Source organism: Vreelandella titanicae BH1, assembly GCF_000336575.1.
Lineage (GTDB): Bacteria > Pseudomonadota > Gammaproteobacteria > Pseudomonadales > Halomonadaceae > Vreelandella > Vreelandella titanicae.
Window position 1 is genome coordinate 343,163 of the sequence record NZ_AOPO01000002.1, and the last position, 18,823, is coordinate 361,985.

General features: G+C 55.2%; 16 protein-coding genes. 5 read left to right on the forward strand and 11 right to left on the reverse strand.

Annotated elements, in window-relative coordinates:
- Window position 1: 1 nt before the first annotated feature.
- A complete protein-coding gene (locus HALTITAN_RS06055; protein ID WP_039858340.1) occupies window positions 2–706 on the forward strand; it encodes a ComFC family protein in 705 nt (234 codons plus the stop codon).
- A gap of 54 nt (window positions 707–760) precedes the next feature.
- Window positions 761–1,735, forward strand: a complete 975-nt coding sequence (locus HALTITAN_RS06060) for a serine/threonine protein kinase (protein ID WP_009286566.1) — start codon at window positions 761–763, stop codon at window positions 1,733–1,735.
- Window positions 1,736–1,783: 48 nt separating this feature from the next.
- Here the strand turns inward: HALTITAN_RS06060 and HALTITAN_RS06065 are convergent, their stop codons facing one another.
- Entirely contained in the window at window positions 1,784–2,344 is a 561-nt protein-coding gene (locus tag HALTITAN_RS06065) for a hypothetical protein (RefSeq protein WP_009286567.1), read from the reverse strand.
- Window positions 2,345–2,736: 392 nt separating this feature from the next.
- On the opposite strand from HALTITAN_RS06065, the gene folE reads away from it, so the two are divergent.
- Both folE and HALTITAN_RS06075 read left to right on the forward strand, forming a co-directional pair.
- The gene (folE, locus tag HALTITAN_RS06070) at window positions 2,737–3,288 is read left to right on the forward strand and encodes a GTP cyclohydrolase I FolE (RefSeq protein WP_022523664.1); all 552 of its coding nucleotides are present in this window, start codon (window positions 2,737–2,739) and stop codon (window positions 3,286–3,288) included.
- A 120-nt stretch (window positions 3,289–3,408) separates the two neighbouring features.
- A complete protein-coding gene (locus tag HALTITAN_RS06075; RefSeq protein WP_022523663.1) occupies window positions 3,409–4,866 on the forward strand; it encodes an NAD-dependent succinate-semialdehyde dehydrogenase in 1,458 nt (485 codons plus the stop codon).
- A gap of 152 nt (window positions 4,867–5,018) precedes the next feature.
- Here HALTITAN_RS06075 and purH read toward each other — a convergent pair whose 3' ends face one another.
- From purH to ppa, 8 genes are all read right to left on the reverse strand, one after another.
- Window positions 5,019–6,635, reverse strand: coding sequence for a bifunctional phosphoribosylaminoimidazolecarboxamide formyltransferase/IMP cyclohydrolase (gene purH / locus HALTITAN_RS06080; RefSeq protein WP_009286569.1), 1,617 nt, complete (start codon window positions 6,633–6,635; stop codon window positions 5,019–5,021).
- 49 nt (window positions 6,636–6,684) lie between these two features.
- Window positions 6,685–7,053: a DNA-binding transcriptional regulator Fis gene (fis, locus tag HALTITAN_RS06085; protein WP_022523661.1), complete on the reverse strand. Its 369-nt coding sequence runs from the start codon at window positions 7,051–7,053 to the stop codon at window positions 6,685–6,687.
- Entirely contained in the window at window positions 7,050–8,087 is a 1,038-nt protein-coding gene (gene dusB, locus HALTITAN_RS06090) for a tRNA dihydrouridine synthase DusB (RefSeq protein ID WP_083868715.1), read from the reverse strand. The genes fis and dusB overlap by 4 nt, the downstream gene beginning before the upstream one ends.
- A 113-nt stretch (window positions 8,088–8,200) precedes the next feature.
- Complete coding sequence (gene prmA, locus HALTITAN_RS06095; protein ID WP_027959282.1) at window positions 8,201–9,115, reverse strand: 50S ribosomal protein L11 methyltransferase; 915 nt, start codon at window positions 9,113–9,115, stop codon at window positions 8,201–8,203.
- A gap of 128 nt (window positions 9,116–9,243) precedes the next feature.
- Window positions 9,244–10,584, reverse strand: coding sequence for an acetyl-CoA carboxylase biotin carboxylase subunit (gene accC / locus HALTITAN_RS06100; protein WP_027959283.1), 1,341 nt, complete (start codon window positions 10,582–10,584; stop codon window positions 9,244–9,246).
- A gap of 31 nt (window positions 10,585–10,615) precedes the next feature.
- Complete coding sequence (gene accB, locus HALTITAN_RS06105) at window positions 10,616–11,092, reverse strand: acetyl-CoA carboxylase biotin carboxyl carrier protein (RefSeq protein ID WP_022523657.1); 477 nt, start codon at window positions 11,090–11,092, stop codon at window positions 10,616–10,618.
- A 334-nt stretch (window positions 11,093–11,426) separates the two neighbouring features.
- A complete protein-coding gene (gene dsbD / locus HALTITAN_RS06110; protein WP_027959285.1) occupies window positions 11,427–13,301 on the reverse strand; it encodes a protein-disulfide reductase DsbD in 1,875 nt (624 codons plus the stop codon).
- 455 nt (window positions 13,302–13,756) lie between these two features.
- Window positions 13,757–14,287, reverse strand: a complete 531-nt coding sequence (gene ppa / locus HALTITAN_RS06115; RefSeq protein WP_009286571.1) for an inorganic diphosphatase — start codon at window positions 14,285–14,287, stop codon at window positions 13,757–13,759.
- Window positions 14,288–14,556: 269 nt separating this feature from the next.
- Between ppa and HALTITAN_RS06120 the strand changes: the two genes are divergently transcribed.
- Window positions 14,557–16,272, forward strand: a complete 1,716-nt coding sequence (locus HALTITAN_RS06120) for a bifunctional protein-serine/threonine kinase/phosphatase (protein WP_009286572.1) — start codon at window positions 14,557–14,559, stop codon at window positions 16,270–16,272.
- Between the two features lie 193 nt (window positions 16,273–16,465).
- Here HALTITAN_RS06120 and HALTITAN_RS06125 read toward each other — a convergent pair whose 3' ends face one another.
- Entirely contained in the window at window positions 16,466–17,725 is a 1,260-nt protein-coding gene (locus HALTITAN_RS06125; RefSeq protein WP_009286573.1) for a 6-phosphofructokinase, read from the reverse strand.
- A gap of 168 nt (window positions 17,726–17,893) precedes the next feature.
- A complete protein-coding gene (gene rnt / locus HALTITAN_RS06130; RefSeq protein ID WP_009286574.1) occupies window positions 17,894–18,562 on the reverse strand; it encodes a ribonuclease T in 669 nt (222 codons plus the stop codon).
- Window positions 18,563–18,823 lie beyond the last annotated feature (261 nt).

Below are 18,823 nucleotides of genomic sequence, written 5' to 3' on the forward strand. Positions count from 1 at the left end.
CATGGCATTAAAGGGGTGGCTACAGTGGGGTAGTAATTGGGCAAAGCAGGCCATGCCCGGCTACTGCGCATTTTGTTTGGCGCCGGCATCCGCAGGGCAAGGGTGGTGCGCAACCTGTTTGTACGAGCTGCCGTGGAACCTACATGCCTGTCGCCAATGCGGTGACCCAGTTGCTCATGGTGCGAGCTTGTGTGGGCACTGCTTAGTTGACCCACCGGCATTTTCGACCACCCAAGCGGGGTTGTTGTATCAAGGGTCGATCAAACAGTTGGTGCATGATTTTAAATTTCATGCTTCTCCGCGGGCGGGCACGCTATTGGCTGAATTGATGCTCTTAATCCCGCCGATAGACCTGGGAAACGCACTTCTATCGGTGCCTATGACTCCCACGCATGCACGCACCCGAGGATTTAACCAGTCGCACTGGTTGGCCGAACATCTCAGCCGCCAGCTTGGAATTCCAATGGTGTCGGCCAAACGGATAAAGGATTCCCCCTCCCAGCGCACGTTGAACCGCCGCCAACGGGCTGCCAACCTGGCGGGTGCCTTTGTCTTTGAATCACCGCCTCCGGCGCATTTGTTAATAATCGATGATGTGGTCACCACCGGATCCACAGGCAACGCATTAGGGCGCGCTGCGCTGGAGGCAGGTGCCAAACGTGTTGATATTTGGGCGGCCGCACGGACACCGTTAGGTAAGGATTGATAGAATAGTCTTTTCGCTTATTCATTAGCTCTTTCGCCAACCCAGGAGTGGCCTATGTCACACCCGTTTAGCTCTCTTTCGCCTGATTTAGTGATGTCTGCAGTGGAGTCGCTGGATATTTGGCCTGCAGGCGAGCCTTTTGCGCTAAATAGCTATGAAAACCGTGTACTGCTATTTCGCGATGACGATGGCAAGAACTGGATTGTTAAGTTTTATCGGCCTGATCGTTGGTCAGACAGTGCGATTCAGGAAGAGCATGATTTTCTGCAGGAGCTGGTAGATCAACAGGTGTCGGTCGTTGCCCCTTGGCGTGATAAGGCGGGGGCGTCTTTACACTATTTTAAGGGCTTTCGGTTTACGCTGTTCCCCCATTGCCCCGGCCAGGCGCCAGAGCTTGATAATCCATCGCACCTATTTGCCATGGGGGAGTTGCTGGGGCGGTTGCACCAAGTGTCAGCTAAAAAAACCTTTCAGCATCGCCCGCGTTTAGAAATGGCGAGCGGTATTCTTGATGCTCAGCAGCGCGTGCTGGCCAGCAATTGGATGAGCCGTCATCAGCGCCGGGCCTATGACCGTGTGATCGAAAAGGTTCACCAGCAGCTCCTAAAACATAATGTGCCCGCCAGCAGCATGATTCGCTGCCATGGCGACTGCCATTTGGGGAATGTGCTGGGGCGTGACGAGCAGTTTACCCTAGTCGATTTTGACGACTGCACCATGGCGCCCGCCATGCAGGATATTTGGATGCTACTGCCCACCGATGACCCGCAGGGATGGCGATCGCAGTTAAGTGAAATTACCGAAGGGTATGAAGAGACGTGCCCGTTTCCTAGCGAGCAGATGGCGCTTATCGAGCCGCTTAGGAGTTATCGGCTGATCAGGCACTCAGCGTGGCTGGTATCACGTTGGGAGGATCCCGCTTTTCCTCGGGCGTTCCCCTGGCTGGCGGATAGTGGCTACTGGGATCAGCATATCCGCCAATTAGAGCAGCAGTGCCTGCAGTTAGAGAACCCACGCTGGCTGGCGTAATGAGCTTTCAGCCCACCACTGACTTGTTATGGCGATATTAGAACAAGGTCAATCAGGCACGGCTTCGTCGCGCGGCACAGGGTTGGCAATACCTTCTCCGTCTGCTTGGCGACGCTGTTCGTTAAGCTCTGCAGACGGATTGTCCAGTTCTTCAATCTCTACGGGTTGATCCAGTGTGAGAAGGAATGTCTGACCAGGGGAGAGTGCGCACTGTGAACCTTCGCAGGCGATACCATATTGGCCATCTTCGCCATAAGCGCTGGCGCTAAATTCGCCAGTGAAAATATCGCTGTCAGCGTCGTGTGTTTCAATACAGGTCGCCTCTTGGGTGGTAACGCGAATGCGCTCATCAACCCGTTGCGCCCTGCCTACGATAACGCAGTATTCCGGTAAAGAGTGTGAGGCGCTAGCAGCCTGAGTAGGGTGTAGCAAAATATCGTTAAGGCGCGTTTGGTTTGATTCAAACGCAAGCTCTTCCACAACCTCTACGCCGACGGTTGCTTCATTGGGCAGCGAAAGTGTAGCGTCTGCAGCGGTAGCCAAGAGCGGTGTAGCAAGAAAGGGGGCTGCAAGGGCAGTTAACCACAAAGGCGTTGGCTTGAATGACATGGCGAGCTCTCAATGTTGGCGCCTGCAATAAAGGCAGTTAAATAAAAACGCTTTATTATATCACAGGCATTGGGGGGACAAATTGAGTGGCGCGGCGCTCTGACGCAGTTCAAGGCTGCGCAAAAAAGCCCCTGAGTGAGGGCCAGCAGTTTTCGTACAAAGCCTGGGGAGCCACAGGCAGCCTAGATGCGGTAAAATGCACTCTTTGCTTAATACTCATTGTGCAGTGCTTTTTTAAAGTATACCTTTTGTACAATGAAGGTGGTGGATGATGCTGATTAATGTCCTCCTAATAATGATGTTACTTTTTCATGCGCAAAAGGGGATGACCTTGGTGACCACCTGGAAGCGATTGCGCATCGTTTTTGAGATAGCTATTGATGAGGCTAAATATGTCCGATGATATCGCCGAGCACTACCGCCAGATAATCTCAGCACTTGGCGAAGACCCCGCCCGGGAAGGTCTGCGAGATACGCCTAAACGTGCGGCCAAGGCCATGCAGTTTCTCAATGCGGGCTACACTCAGTCATTGGACGACATTATCAATGGGGCGGTGTTTGAGTCGCAAACGGATGAGATGGTGTTGGTAAAAGACATTGAGCTCTACTCAATGTGCGAGCACCACCTGTTACCGTTCATAGGCAAATGCCATATCGCCTATTTGCCTAACGGCAAAGTGTTGGGGTTATCTAAATTTGCCAGAATCGTCGATATGTATGCTCGCCGTATGCAGATTCAGGAGAACCTAACCCGCGAGATTGCAGAGGCGGTGCAGGAAGTGACCGAGGCAAAGGGCGTTGCTGTGGTTATTGAAGCGCGGCACCTCTGCATGATGATGCGTGGCGTGGAGAAGCAAAACTCCAGCATGACATCGTCTGTCATGCTGGGTGGATTTCGTCAAAACCAAGCAACCCGGCAAGAATTTTTAATGCTCATTAGCTAACGTGTACGGTTGTCATTGACCGATTATGCACGCCGTAAATTTGGTTTAAAGGGGTGTTTCGTCTTAGCATGAAGACGTTAATGAGCCTACAAGGCCATCATTTTTGGTCAGGAGCCTGTCATGGAAGCGCTTAAAGAAACACAGCTATATTGCCCCTTTGCCTATATTGACGGCAGTTGGGTCGCGGCAGATAGCGGTGAGCAGATCACGGTATTGAATCCGGCCACCGGTGAAGCGATTGGCGATATACCTCGCTTGGGTAAAGCCGAAACCGAGCGGGCCATTGATGCGGCGGACGCTGCGCTACCGGCTTGGCGGGCGTTGACTGCTCAAGAACGCGCTGACTTGCTGATGAAGTGGCACGACCTGATGTTGGAGCATCAGCAGGATTTAGCCATGCTGATGACATTTGAGCAGGGCAAGCCACTTAAAGAAGCCGCGGGCGAAATTGCCTATGCAGCCAGCTTCTTACGCTGGTTTGCCGAAGAGGCGCGGCGCGTTTATGGCGAAACGATTCCCGCGGCTAACGCCAATCAACGCATTGTGGTTGCCAAGCAGCCAGTCGGTGTTGTTGGTGCGATCACGCCCTGGAATTTCCCTGCGGCGATGATTACCCGTAAAGCCGGGGCTGCATTGGCTGCTGGCTGCACGATAGTGGTGAAGCCCGCTAGCCAAACGCCGTTTTCCGCAACAGCCTTGGCGCTGTTGGCTGAGCGGGCAGGCATCCCACGCGGTGTCTTTAATGTGGTGCCAGGTAGCGCTAGCGATATTGCCCAAGCGATGACCCAATCTCCCAAAGTGCGCAAGATCACCTTTACGGGTTCGACTGAAGTGGGGCGCAAGCTGATGGCCCAAGCGGCGGAACATATCCAAAAAATATCGCTAGAGCTAGGCGGCAATGCGCCCTTTATCGTGTTTGAGGATGCCGATTTAGACGCCGCTGTGGAAGGCGCCATGGCCGCTAAATTCCGTAACGCCGGGCAAACCTGTGTCTGCACTAATCGCTTCCTGGTTCAGTCCAGTGTAATTAACGCCTTTTGTGAAAAGCTGGCTGTTGCCATGAACAGCGAGCTGCATGTGGGTGATGGCACCAAGCCCAATATTAATATTGGGCCGCTTATCGATGAAAATGCTGTTAAGAAAGTCAGTGAGCATGTGCAGGACGCCATTGATAATGGCGCTGAGCTGCTGTTAGGTGGGCATCCGCACCCGCTGGGCGGTAATTTCTTCACGCCTACGCTGATCAGTTTTGCCACTGACAAGATGAAGGTGGCCCACGAAGAGACCTTTGGCCCGCTAGCTGCTGTCTTCCCGTTTGATGATGAAGAGACCGCTATTGAGATGGCCAACGATACCCAGTATGGCCTGGCGTCTTATTTCTACTCCCGTGATCTTGCGCGCGTATGGCGTGTCGCCGAGGCGCTGGAGTACGGTATGGTGGGTATTAATACTGGCGCCATTTCTAACGCTGCTGCGCCCTTTGGTGGGGTAAAAGCCTCGGGCCTAGGCCGCGAAGGTGGTCATCAGGGCTTGGAAGAGTATCTGGAAACCAAGTATCTGTGTATTGATCTGGGCTGAAAGGCTCAATATTGGCTAGAAACTCGATATTGAGTCGATAGGCAGTGATTGATTAGCGTTTATTGATGATAGTAAGAAAGCCCCTTAGGCATGCTCCTATCAAAAGAGCGCCTAAGGGGCTTTGTGTTTCTAATCTGGGTTATTTAGCGGACTTAGTGGCGGAAGTGGCGCATACCGGTAAATACCATGGCAATGCCTGCTTCGTTGGCGGCGTCGATCACTTCCTGATCACGCATGGAACCACCGGGCTGAATAACCGCGGTAATACCTGCCGCTGCGGCAGCATCGATGCCGTCACGGAAAGGGAAGAAAGCATCAGACGCCATCACCGAGCCGGGAACCGAAAGGCCTTCGTCTGCGGCCTTGATGCCTGCAATTTTAGCCGAATAAACACGGCTCATTTGACCCGCGCCAACGCCCACCGTTTGGCCCTCTTTGGCATACACAATGGCGTTGGACTTAACGAATTTAGCTACCCGCCAAGCAAAAGCAAGGTCACGCAGTTCCTGCTCGCTGGGAGCGCGCTGACTGACCACGGTCAATTCGTCGCGGGTGACCATGCCGTCGTCGCGCTCTTGTACCAGCAAACCGCCGTTGACGCGCTTAAAATCCAGCGCAGGCTGCTGCTCGCCGGGCCAGTGAGCGCTGACGTCCAACAAGCGTACGTTTTGCTTATTTGCCACAATGGCGGCCGCTTCGTCGCTGACGCCTGGGGCAATAATCACCTCGACAAACTGGCGGTCAACAATCGCCTGGGCGGTTTCGGCGTCCAATGGCTTATTGAAAGCGATAATGCCGCCAAACGCGCTGGTAGGGTCGGTGGCAAAGGCTTTGTCGTAAGCGGCTAAGGCGGTGGCGCCAATGGCGACGCCGCAGGGGTTGGCGTGCTTAACAATGACGCAGGCCGTCTCACTAAAGGCTTTTACGCACTCAAAGGCGGCGTCGGTATCGGCCACATTGTTATACGAGAGGGGTTTGCCCTGAAGCATTTTTGCCGTGGCAACGCTGGGTTCGCTTGCCTGGGGGGCAACGTAGAAAGCTGCCTTTTGGTGCGGGTTTTCGCCGTACCGCATATCCTGCTTTTTCTCGAGCTGCAGGTTAAAGGTGCGTGGGAACGCTTCATCAGCGGCATTGACCTTACGGCCTAGGTAGTCAGCAATCGCGCAGTCATAACCGGCGGTGTGCTCAAAGGCTTTAACCGCTAAGTCAAAGCGCGTAGCGCTACTGACCTGACCATCTTGGGCGGCCAGCTCGCCCAGCACTCGCGCGTAGTCATTGCTATTGACGACGATCGTGGTGTAGGCGTGATTTTTGGCGCAGGCGCGAACCATGGTGGGGCCGCCGATATCGATATTCTCGATAGCATCTTCAAGTGTGCAATCGGGCTTGGCTACCGTGGCGGCAAAGGGGTAGAGATTGACCACCACCATGTCGATCGGCGTGATATCGTTCTCAGCCATGACTGCATCATCCTGGCCGCGACGAGCCAAGATGCCGCCGTGAATTTTCGGGTGCAGCGTTTTAACGCGGCCATCCATGATTTCGGGGAAGCCTGTGTGCTCAGACACTTCTTTCACGGCAATAGCATTTTCTTGCAGTAGACGGAAGGTGCCACCAGTGGAGAGGAGTTCAACACCGTGCTCAGTGAGGCCCCGAGCAAATTCCACAATGCCGGTTTTATCAGAAACGCTCAGCAGGGCGCGGCGGACGGGAGTGGCGTTGCTGTCAGTCAGGGAAGGATTATCAGCCATGAGAGGGGTATCAGCCATTAGAGTGCTCGTGTGCAGAGTCGAGAATTAAAAACAACAACGCCCCTGGTTATGGGGCGTCACCTTCGATAAGTCCGTATAGCTTGAGTTTTTTGCGCAGGGTGCCACGGTTTAGCCCTAGCGCATCGGCGGCACGGGTCTGATTGCCGTCGGTGTGCTCCAAGACGCAGGCAAGTAAAGGCGCCTCAACTTCGGCCATCACCATGGCGTATAGATCGGTCGCCTGGCTGCCATCTAAATGTTCAAAGTAGCGTCGCATGGCCGTTTCCACTGCCTCCCGAAGCGGCTGCGGCGGTGAGTTGGCTGCAGGATCCGCTAGCGTGCCTGCTAAATGGGAGTAACTATCGCTGGAGCCGACATCATTGGAATAGCTATCGCTTGAATAGGTGTCGCTAGAGAGAAGATCGCGTTCGGTCATGCAGCATGGTTTCCTTTGGCTAGCAAACGCGAGGCGGCGCCGGGGGCCATCGCGTCGTTGATCCAATCAAATTGCGTTTCAGGTGACGCTAACGCATTGAACTGCTGCTTAAGCGCGCGCTGTTGGGGCGGCGTAAAGCGTTGGTCATCGCTGAGGTACCAGCCGACATGCTTGCGCGTGATACGTACACCCATGGTGGTGCCATAGAACTCATGCAGCGCCTCAACGTGCCCATGGAGCACTTGGTGACGCTCCGAAAGACTTGGCAGTGCCATCCGCTCTCCATGCTGGAGGTAGTGGCTGATCTGTTGAAATATCCATGGGTTGCCCTGCGCAGCGCGGCCTACCATCACGGCATCAGCGCCGGTATAAGCGAGTACCTCGGCGGCTTTTTCCGGACTTGTTATGTCGCCGTTGGCAATCACCGGGATCGATAGGTGCGACTTAATCTCGGCAATTGTGTCGTACTCTGCTTTTCCAGTATAGCGCTGCTGGCGATGACGGCCATGTATCGCTAACGATTGAATGCCGGCTGACTCGGCGAGCCGGGCAATGCGCAGGGCGTTGTTGGATTCGGCACACCAGCCCGTGCGTATTTTTAGCGTCACGGGTATATCAACTGCTGCCACTACTGCATCGAGAATTTCGGCCACCAAGGCTTCATCTCGAAGGAGCGCCGACCCTGCCGCCTTGTTACATACTTTTTTAGCTGGGCAGCCCATATTGATATCGATAATCTGGGCGCCCAGCTCGGCATTCAAGCGCGCCGCCTGGGCGAGCATTTCAGCGTCGCCTCCGGCAATTTGCACCACTCGCGGGTCAGGTTCACCGCGGTGATCCATGCGCAGCTGCGATTTGCGAGTATGCCACAAACTAGGGTCTGAAGTGACCATTTCGCCCACTACCCAGCCAGCCCCAAGCCGCCGACATAGCTGGCGAAAAGGTCGGTCAGTGACGCCAGCCATGGGCGCAAGCATTACTCGATTAGGTAATGCAAACGGGCCAATGCTGGCAGGTAGTGTGGTTAACGTCATGGCGTCAGACTTTGTTGGTTTTAAGCTATGGGTGCAGTGCTAACGGCGAGTAGGCGTTTCAAGGAGGCGTATGATACGCCTACTCGGTGGTGGGGTGAAGGCCAATTGCCGCTTTAACGTGGACGCAAGCCACTAAGCCGCACCCAGCCTTCGCGAATCACCGGTTCATCCATAGCAATGCCTTGCGCTGCATAGGCCTCGTAAACCTCATTGGCCTGGTTTGCCAACACCCCCGATAGCGCAATGCGCCCACCTGGCGCCACGTGTCCGGCAATCATTGGCGCTAGTTCGACCAGCGGCCCCGCTAAAATATTGGCGGTTACGATAGGATAGTCACCGCCGTCGCTTAACTGCTCAGGGTAGTAGAGGTTTAGGTTCGACTCGGCAATACCATTCCGTTCGGCGTTGTCTCGGCTGGCCTGCAGCGCCTGGGGATCAATGTCGGTGGCGTCGGCGTGGCTAGCGCCCAGTTTGAGCGCGGCGATAGCGAGAATGCCAGAACCGCAGCCCACATCCAGTACGGTTTGCTGAGCTAGGTGACCGGTTACGGCCAGCTCATCCAGCCACTCAAGACACAGCGCTGTGGTGGGGTGCGTACCGGTACCAAAGGCGAGGCCCGGGTCGAGTATCAGGTTAACGGCGTCGGCCTCGGGTGGTTCGTGCCAGCTGGGTACAATCCACAGGCGTTGACCCATGCGCAGCGGCGTGAAGTCATCCATCCACTCGCGCTCCCAATCTCGATCAGCGAGCAGCTCATACTCGATGGTCGGGCAGGGCTCTCCAGGCATCTGCTCTGACCAGGCGGCCTCGATACGCTCCAGCATGCTCTCGACCCCCTCCAGGTCATCGTATAAGCCGGTAAGGATGGTATCTTCCCACAGCGGTGTGGTGCCACGCTCTGGCTCAAATACCGGATCATCGTGGGCATCCTGAAGACCAATAGCCGTTGCGCCTTCGTCAAGCAGTAGTTCTTCTAGGAACTCTGCCTGTTCGGGGGCGACGTGGGCTTTGAGTTGAAGCCAGGGCATGGAGGTTCTCCGCAAGGCGAATTAAAGACAAATACAGTACAGACACATGAAGTAAAGACAAGGACGGGGTGGACATGGCCACCCCGCTGGGTATCACACAGTGCGCTGGAAAGCGCTTGGCTGCTGCATTAGCTGCCGAGTTTCTTTTCCAGGTAGTGAATGTTGACACCGCCTTGACGGAAGTAGCTGTCGCGAACCAAATCCTTTTGTAAGTCGATATTGGTTTTAATGCCTTCCACCAGCAGCTCGTCGAGGGCGTTACGCATCCGTGTCAGGGCTATTTCACGATCCGCGCCCCAACTGATCAGCTTGCCGATCAGAGAATCATAGTGCGGCGGCACGGTGTAGCCGGTATAGAGATGGGAATCCATCCGCACGCCGAGGCCACCGGGTGCGTGGAACAGCGTTACCTTGCCGGGAGACGGCATAAAGGTGCGCGAGTCTTCGGCGTTAATACGGCATTCGAAGGAGTGGCCGTTGAGCTGCACATCTTCCTGGCGAATCGACAGCGGCAGGCCTGAGGCAATACGCAGCTGCTCTTTGACGATATCCACGCCAGTGACCATTTCGGTGACCGGGTGCTCGACCTGAACGCGGGTATTCATCTCGATGAAGAAGTATTCACCGTCTTCATACAAGAATTCGAAGGTGCCCGCACCACGGTAGTTGATCTTGATACATGCCTGGCGGCACGCTTCAAGCACCTGGGCGCGGGCGTCTGGGTCAAGGCCTGGTGCCGGGGCTTCTTCAAGCACTTTCTGGTGACGACGTTGCAGCGAGCAGTCGCGGTCATAAAGATGGATCGCGTTACCCTGGCCGTCGGCTAATACTTGTACTTCGACGTGGCGCGGCTTCTCAAGGAATTTTTCCATGTAGACCGTGCCGTCACCGAAGGCGGCGTGGGCTTCAGTGCGAGTAACGGTAATCGCTGAAAGCAGATGGCCTTCAGTGTGCACCACGCGCATACCACGACCGCCGCCGCCAGAGGCAGCCTTAATGATCACCGGGTAGCCAATGCGACGTGCCGTGGCGAGATTCGTTGCGTCATCATCACCCAAGGGACCGTCTGAGCCTGGCACCGTGGGAACGCCCGCTTCCTTCATCGACTGGATGGCGCTGACTTTGTCGCCCATCAGACGAATCGTCTCGGCGCGGGGGCCAATAAAGGTAAAGCCTGAGCGCTCAACCTGTTCAGCAAAGTTGGCGTTTTCAGACAAAAAGCCATAGCCGGGGTGAATGGCGGTCGAGTCGGTGACTTCGGCTGCACTAATTAGGGCCGGAATGTTTAAGTAAGACTGCGCTGACGATGCCGGGCCAATACACACGGCTTCATCCGCCAGGCGAACGTGCATCAGTTCACGATCAGCTTTGGAGTGTACCGCTACGGTTTTGATGCCGAGTTCTTTACAGGCCCGTAGGATACGGAGGGCAATCTCGCCGCGGTTGGCGATAAGTACCTTGTCCAGCATGGGAGAGTCCACCCGTGTTGAAAATGAAAGATTAAGCGATAACGATCATGGGTTGATCGAATTCTACAGGCTCGCCATCTTCCACCAGGATGGCTTCCACTACACCGTCACGGTCAGCTTCAATCTGGTTCATCATTTTCATGGCTTCAATGATGCATACAGTGTCACCTTGTTTGACGCTATCGCCGACTTCCACAAACGATTTGGCGCCCGGCGCTGGGCTGCGGTAGAAGGTGCCTACCATGGGAGAGTTGACTGCCTCGCCACGGTAGCTTGCGCCCTGAGGCTCTGCTTCAGCAGCCGGTGCTGATGCTGGAGCGCCCGCTGCGGGGGGAGCAGGCGCATAGCCAGGTTGCTGCGCATATTGCGGCATCGGCTGTGGCTGCCACGAAGCGCCATTAGGGTGACGGCTGATGCGGACTGACTCTTCGCCTTCCTGAATTTCAATCTCGCTAATATTGGACTCTTCGAGTAGCTCAATCAGTTTCTTAACTTTGCGGATATCCATGGCATAGCCCCATCAATGTCATAAAAGGTAGTCACAAAGCGCGCGAGCATAAGTGCAGGAAGCTCTTTATGGCGCGTACGTTGCGCAGTAAACCAAATTTAAAAATGAAGAGAACGCTGCATGTTAGCGAACGTTACCCCGTTCTCACCGTTAAAAAAGCAAGTTTTTAGCTAATATGGGAGCGGAGTTTGCCGAAAAAGTGCCAGGATGTCCAGCAACTGCCTACGCCAACGTCCAAGCCATCATGTAGTTAAGAATTAAACAACTGTTTGACGATGTTCGCGTCAGAAAGCGGCTTTAGTGCCTCAATGAGTAGCCAGCATAGGGTTTGAGCTTAGCTATTTGCTAGCCACTGGCTAACTGACTCCAGATGTTCGCGCAACTGATCGGCGGTCACTTCGCCTTGAATGCGTGCATCGCGAATCTCCTCACCCTGGCTGAAAAAGAGCAGGCTGGGTGGGCCGAAAAGATTATATTGGTTGAGCAACTCGCGACTTTGAGAGTCCGTGCGGGTGACGTCGGCGGCGATCAAGGTGTAATCATTAAGCGCTGCGACGACCTGCGGGTCGGGGTAAACATCCCGCTCCAGCAGCTTGCACGAAATACACCAGTCGGCGGTAAAGTGGACAAAGACGGGCTGGTTGGCGTCTTCAGCTTGTGCAATAGCCGCATCAAGCTCAGTTAAGCTGTTTACCTCGATGAAGTCGAGTGCTTCTGCCTGAGGTTCGCCGGAAATGCTGGAGGTTGCCGCAAGGGGGCGCAAGGGGTTACTACCCCCCTGAGCGGCGCCAATCACCAACACTATCCCCCAAGCTAGCAGCATAAGCCCCAGCGTTTGGCGTGCCCGCGGCCACCCCTGCGGCTGATTGAAATTCAGCGCCCCAAGTGCCAGTGCCGTGCCGATCGCAAGGGCTGCCCATAGCAGCAGCGCAATAGGCGCGGACACTAAACGCTCGACCATCCAAATCGCTACGCCCAACAGTAAAAGGCCAAAGGCAATTTTTACGCCGTTCATCCAGGCGCCGGAACGGGGCAGCAGCGTGGCGCCAAAGGTACCGACCAAAAGCAGTGGCACGCCCATGCCCATGCCCAGCGCAAACAGCACCGCGCCGCCCATCGCGGCATCCCCTGTTGAAGAGATAAACACCAGCGCGCCGGCCAAAGGCGCCGTTACACAGGGCGATACCACCAATACCGAGAGGGCGCCAGCCAGCGCTAGGCCGGCCGGGCCACTGCGCTGAGCGCGTGCCTGCCAAGCGTCAACACGGTTGGCTAAACGAGGCGACAGATTGAGGTTAAATGCCCCAAACATGGCCAGGGCAAAGAGCGTGAAGAGTACTGCAAAGATGATCAATACCGGTGCTGACTGCAGTCGCGCCTGAAGATTAAGCCCGGCGCCAAACAACCCCATTAACACCCCGACCAGGGCGTAGGTCAGCGCCATGCCGAGCACATAGCTTAACGAAAGGGCAAAGGCGCGGGGGCGTGTGGGGTTCTGGCCAACCACGATCGATGACAAGATTGGAATCATCGGCAGCACGCAGGGGGTAAAGGTAAGCCCCAGGCCGGCAATAAAAAACAGCCCCAGCGCCAGTGGTAGGCTAGCATCGCTAATCAAGGCGCTAAAGCGGCTATCTTCGCTTTTGGGGGCGGCGAAACCATTCTGTTCAGAGGTGTTAGCGGCTGAAGTGTTGGCTGCTGGACTAGATGCCGTACTATCGGCTTGCCAATCGGAAAACTGGCTGGGGGGTTGGGTTTCGCTGGCCTCTAGGGTTGTTTGCTCTGGAGGGTAGCAGAGCCCGGCATCTGCGCAGCCTTGAAAGGTCAGGGCAATATTGAGCGGGCCTGAGTAGGGTGCTTTCAGCGGTACTTCAAACACTACCTGATCGCGGAACACATACACATCGCCCATAAACTCATCGTTGGTAAAGATGCCTTGGGGGATAATGGGGTCGCCGAGACTGACATCCTCCGTTTGGCTGACTACCGCGAACTGGTGGCGATATAGGTAGTACTCATCTGCGATATCCATGCCGATATAGAGCGTATCGCCATCATGCCAAGCAGTCGGCTGAAAGGCTTCCATAACCGGCAAAAATTCGTCTTGGTTGCTAGACGATGAAAACCATTGGGCGTTTGCACTTAGCGGTAGCAAGCCAAGAAAGAAAATCAATAATGTAAACAGGCTCAGGCGTTTAAGAGATAACACGGTGCGTCCTTAATCAATGGCATCGCAATGAAAGGCTAGGGCCTGTTGATGTTTCATCGCGAACCGCGTTGAACCATAAAGCGCGCCAGACAAGGCGCAAAACGCGGGGAAGGGTGGTTCCCTTTTCAAGTTTTGCAACGCCGTATGGCGCGCTTTATGGTGCAACCCGTAGGGCTGGGCCCGTTTTTACCCTCGGCGGCGTTAGTCGTCGTTCATTTGGAATCACCAAACGTCTCTCCTCCTGCCTTGCCGCGAATAAAAATGGGCACCAGCGCGGCCGTGAGTGAAACGTCAACAGGCCCTAACAGCATACCGCAACCTTTAGTCCTTGGCGTATACGCTGCGGTGACGTGACGCGGCCCCTAACAGTGACTTAATCCTGCAGCTATAAAAAGACCGCCCGAAGGCGGCCTTGTATCCCCATTGGCGGCAAAAAACTCACCGCAATGCAATGGTTACGCTTTTTGATAGGCGGTAACGGACTTCTCGATCGCCTTGCGAGCAGCGTCTGCGCCTTCCCAGGACTCGACTTTTACCCATTTACCTTTCTCAAGATCTTTGTAGTTCTCGAAGAAGTGCGCAATCTGCTGGCGCAGTAGCTCAGGCAGGTCGGTAACTTCATGAATATCGTCATAGAGCGAGCTTAGCTTGGCGTGAGGTACGCAGATCAACTTCGCATCTTCACCGGCTTCGTCGGTCATGTTCAGAATGCCTACCGGGCGCGCGCGAATAATGCTGCCAGGTTGAACCGGGTGCGGGGTAACCACCAAGGCGTCCAGCGCATCGCCATCGTCGGCGAGGGTATGCGGGATAAAGCCGTAATTGGCGGGGTAGAACATGGGAGTGGCCATAAAGCGGTCAACGAGTAGCGCGCCCATGTCCTTATCAATTTCATATTTGATCGGGTCGTGGTTGGCTGGAATTTCGATCACCACGTAAACGTCGTTGGGGAGATCCTTTCCAGCAGGGATATTATCGAAGTTCATCGTTGATTCCTTGGTAGTGCTGTGGCTAGAGTCGTGCCGTGGTTAGGCAAACGTGTCAGAGTCGTTTATGGCGGAGAATTATACGAACATGACTGCACGATTACCAATGCGACATAGGTTGTTCGTGGGTGATCATTCATATGTCCTGCCATTTGGACGAATACGATAGAGACGTTTGGTGGGCATCGTTTCTGTTCCGCTGCGTGTATCATAGCGCTATTGGTTGGCAGTGATGTCCCTCGATCGAGTCGGCAGCCTAGGAGGATGACTTGTCGCACGCCCAGTTGCTCATTAGTTATGGTCAAGCGTTTGTCGCGCCCGATCGGCGCCTGCATCGCAGCTCAATGTCAGTTCGCTTTCCTGAAGCGCCGCTGCTTCGCGCCAAAGGCGGCTGTGCGGTGATCAGCGACTCCATTTCACGCAATACCATGGCCAAACAGGCCGGTGATATCAGCGTGCGCGGCTTCCTGGCCGATTACTTCTCCACCCCCGATCACTGGGACGTAAAAACCTCTGCCACCCGCGTACTGCGCGCGCTTAATAGCTGGTGCTACAGCCAAAGCCAGCATGTGAAAGAGGGGAGTTTTGTTTCATCCATGTCGGCGATGGTGTTTCGTGGCCGTGAAGCCCACCTGTTCCATATGGGGGATACGCTGGTCTTTCGCTTACGGGGTGCCGAGTTTGAACAGCTAAGCCGCGACCATGTGACTGATTTAGGCGGCTATCGTTACCCTTCACGGGCACTGGGTCTGGATGGCAGTGTCGATATCGATTACACCCACATTGCGCTTAAGCAGGGCGATCTGTTCCTGTTTACTACCCAGGGCGTGCGCGGCACGCTGCTACCTTCCGACTATGTGCGCTTGATTCGCCAGGATGCCAGTGATCTGGATGCCGCCTGCGAGCGGCTAGCTGATGAGGCGAAGCAGCGCGCCCAGGAGCGTGGCTATGGCGGTGATCAGTTCTGCTTTCAGCTGGTACGTATCGATGAATTACCCGATGAGGTCGCCGAGCACCCGGGGCAGCTCTACGGTGATCTACCCATTCCCCCTGAGCTGGCGCCGGGTGAGCGTTTAGATGGCCTGGAGGTTCTCGCCGTGCTATCGCGAACGGCGCAGTCGCGGGTGTACCGTGTCCGTGATGTGCATAGCGAACGGGAAATGGTCATGAAAGCGCCCAGCCCCGAGCTCTCGTTGCGCAATGCCTATCTTGAGCACTTTCTGCTCCAGCAGTGGGTAGTGGAGCGGGTTAACTCGCCCTTTGTGGTTAAGGTGATGGAGCCATCTCGGCCACGACGCTACCTCTATTATCTGATGCAGCATATTGAAGGCGAGACGCTGCGACAGTGGGCAGAGCGCCATCCTCAAGCCAGCTTGACCCAGCGCCTGGACATTGCCAATCAGTTGGGTAAAGCGGTGCAAGCGCTGCATCATCGGGACATTATTCATCAGCAGATCAATCCCGATAATATTTTGATCGACCCACATGGCAAGCTCGTGCTCACCGATTTTAGTGCCTGCCATATGCGTGATGGGGAAGGGCATCGCCACTCAGGTGAGTTGCTCAGGCAGATTGGCTTTAACGAACACAGCGCACCTGAGTATGCCTTGGGCGACAGCATCGGTCGGCGTAGTGATCAGTACTCGCTAGCCTCCACTACTTACTGGCTTTTGACCGGCGCGTTACCTTACACACTGACACCCAACAGGCTGCGCAGCCATACCGACCTCGAAGAGTTGACCTATCGTAGTGCGCGAACAACCAATCCTGAAATCTCCCAGGAATTAGACGATGCACTACGCCGCGCCTTGGATCCACAAAGGGCGTTGCGGTTTAGGCGTATGTCTGAGTTTTTGCATGCGCTTAGGGTGCCGCTCGGGCGGCTGCCCAATCGGGAAGAGAGCCGCCAGGAGCCGCGGCGTTTCTGGCAGGGTGTGGCGGGAATTCTGTTATTGCTGTTAGTGCTTTCCTGGTTGCTACGCTAACTCCAAGTAGTAAAGGTGGATAAATAAGATTATGTCATTGCGAGGAGCGAAGCGACGCGGGAATCTAAGTGTATTGTGGCAGCCAACCCCGAGATTGCTTCACTGCGTTCGCAATGACATAAGGGTAGGTCATTGCGAGGAGTGAAGCGACGAAGCAATCTCAGTTCGCAATGACCGGTGATCCGTTAACCGTTTACAGCGTAAAAATGGGCAACTTGCGTTCTGCTTTGGCCAGTTTCAGTTTGGCGACTTTGGGTAGGCCATTCTCGAACGGTGGGAAGTCCTCGCCCTGAATCAGCGGTGAGAGGTAGTCCCGGCAGGTCTGGGTAATGGCAAAACCGTTTTCGCTGATAAAGTCCCGGGGCATAAACTTCTCTTGGTTGGCCACCTGGGAGAGCGGGGCAGAGATCACATCCCACTGGTAGGGCGCCTGAGAGATGCGGCGAATGGCGGGCATCATGGCGTTTTTACCCGCCAGCGCCAAGGTTACCGCTTCGCGACCCACCGCATAGGCTTGTTCAACGTCGGTTTTAGACGCCAGGTGACGCGCCGCGCGCTGCAGATAGTCGGCCACTGCCCAGTGATACTTGTAGCCCAAATCCTGCTTGATCATACCGGCAAGTGTTGGTGCCACGCCGCCAAGCTGGCGGTGGCCGAACGCATCGGTGTTACCTGCATCGGCCAGGAAAGTGCCATCTTCGTAGCGAGCGCCTTCAGAGACCACAATAACGCAGTAGCCATACTGTTTAACGCTCTCTTCAACCCGCGCCATGGCGGCCTTACGGTTAAAGGGGATTTCCGGGAAGATAATCATATGCGGCGGCTCGCCTTCGGCTTCGCCGGCTAAACCACCTGCAGCGGCAATCCAGCCCGCGTGGCGGCCCATCACTTCGAGCACAAATACCTTGGTGGAGGTAGCGCACATGGAGGCGATATCCAGCGATGCTTCCAGCGTTGAGGTGGCAATATACTTGGCTACGCTGCCAAAGCCCGGGCTGTTATCGGTAATCGGTAGGTCGTTATCGACGGTTTTAGGCACGTGGATAGCGGTCAGCGGATAGCCCAGCTTCTCGGAAAGTTGAGAGACCTTTAAGCAGGTGTCGGCGCTATCGCCGCCGCCGTTATAGAAAAAGTAGCGAATATCGTGGGCTTTGAAGACTTCGATCAAGCGCTCGTACTGGGCACGGTGGGTGTCGATGTCTTTGAGCTTATAGCGGCAGGAGCCAAAAGCGCCGCCCGGCGTATGGCGCAGCGCTGCAATTGCCTCATCACTCTCCTGGGTAACGTCGATAAGGTCTTCCGTTAAGGCACCGATAATGCCGTTATGACCGGCGTAAACCTTGCCTATTTGATCGGGGGCTTGACGGCAGGCTTCGATAACGCCGCAGGCGCTGGCATTGATCACGGCGGTGACGCCACCTGATTGGGCGTAAAAGGCATTATGCTGGGCCATGGAAACGTCTCATCTCCTAAAAACGGATAGTTTTAATCGATATATTTATCACCGCCAAATACCCGCTACCCGGCATTGTCGGTGCTAAACCAGATTGCTGTAATGGGGCGAAGTTTAGCGTAAAGCCCAGTTCTCTGCATCAGCGGCTACGTTGTTGACGGCGAGGTGTTAATCCGCACCATCCATCTCTTGCTCGCGCTGGGCAAGCTGCCAGCCACCCAGGTCTTTATAGCGATTAACCATCGCGCAAAACAGTTCGGCAGTGCGCTCGGTGTCATAACGAGCGGAGTGAGCGGCTTTGTTGTCAAACTCGATGCCTGCGGCACGACAGGCCCGGGCAAGTACCGTTTGACCATAGACCAGGCCTGCAAGGGTGGCGGTATCAAAGCTTGAGAATGGGTGAAAAGGATTGCGCTTAATGCCGCAGCGATTGACCGCCGCGTTCAAGAAGCCTTGGTCGAACGCCGCATTATGGCCGACTAAAATAGCGCGCGTGCAGTCGTGGGCTTTGATCGATTTACGAATCGGACGGAAAATTTCGCCCAGCGCTTCAGACTCGCTCAGCGCCACCTGGCGACGCAGGGGGTCGTCCAGGTTGATACCGGTAAAATCGAGCGCAGACTGCTCTACATTCGCCCCTTCAAAGGGCTGAATGTGGTAGGCATAGGTGGCATCAGGAAGCAGGTTGCCCTCCGGATCCATGGTCAGCGTGACGGCGGCTATCTCGAGTACAGCGTCGCCTTGGGCATTAAATCCCCCGGTTTCTAAATCAACGACCACAGGCAGGTAACTGCGAAAACGTTGGGCCATTAATTCGCGGGCAATAGCCTCGCTCATGCAGCTCTCCTTGGTTTAAAGCGAGTAATAGTAAAGCGAGTCATCAGTCAACATCAGCGGCAAACCACCGCTTTGAATGGGGAGATTCTAGCAGCTTTAGCCCCCAGGCGTCGTTGACGGTATTCGCTGGGCATTGAGAACGCTATACTCAACGTCAGTCTCAACGGTTTACTCCAACGAGCTATCAAATACGAGCTATCACATTCGCCAGGCGCTAGTGGCAAGTGTAGTTTTTACTAATGAATATCTTATGGTCAACGA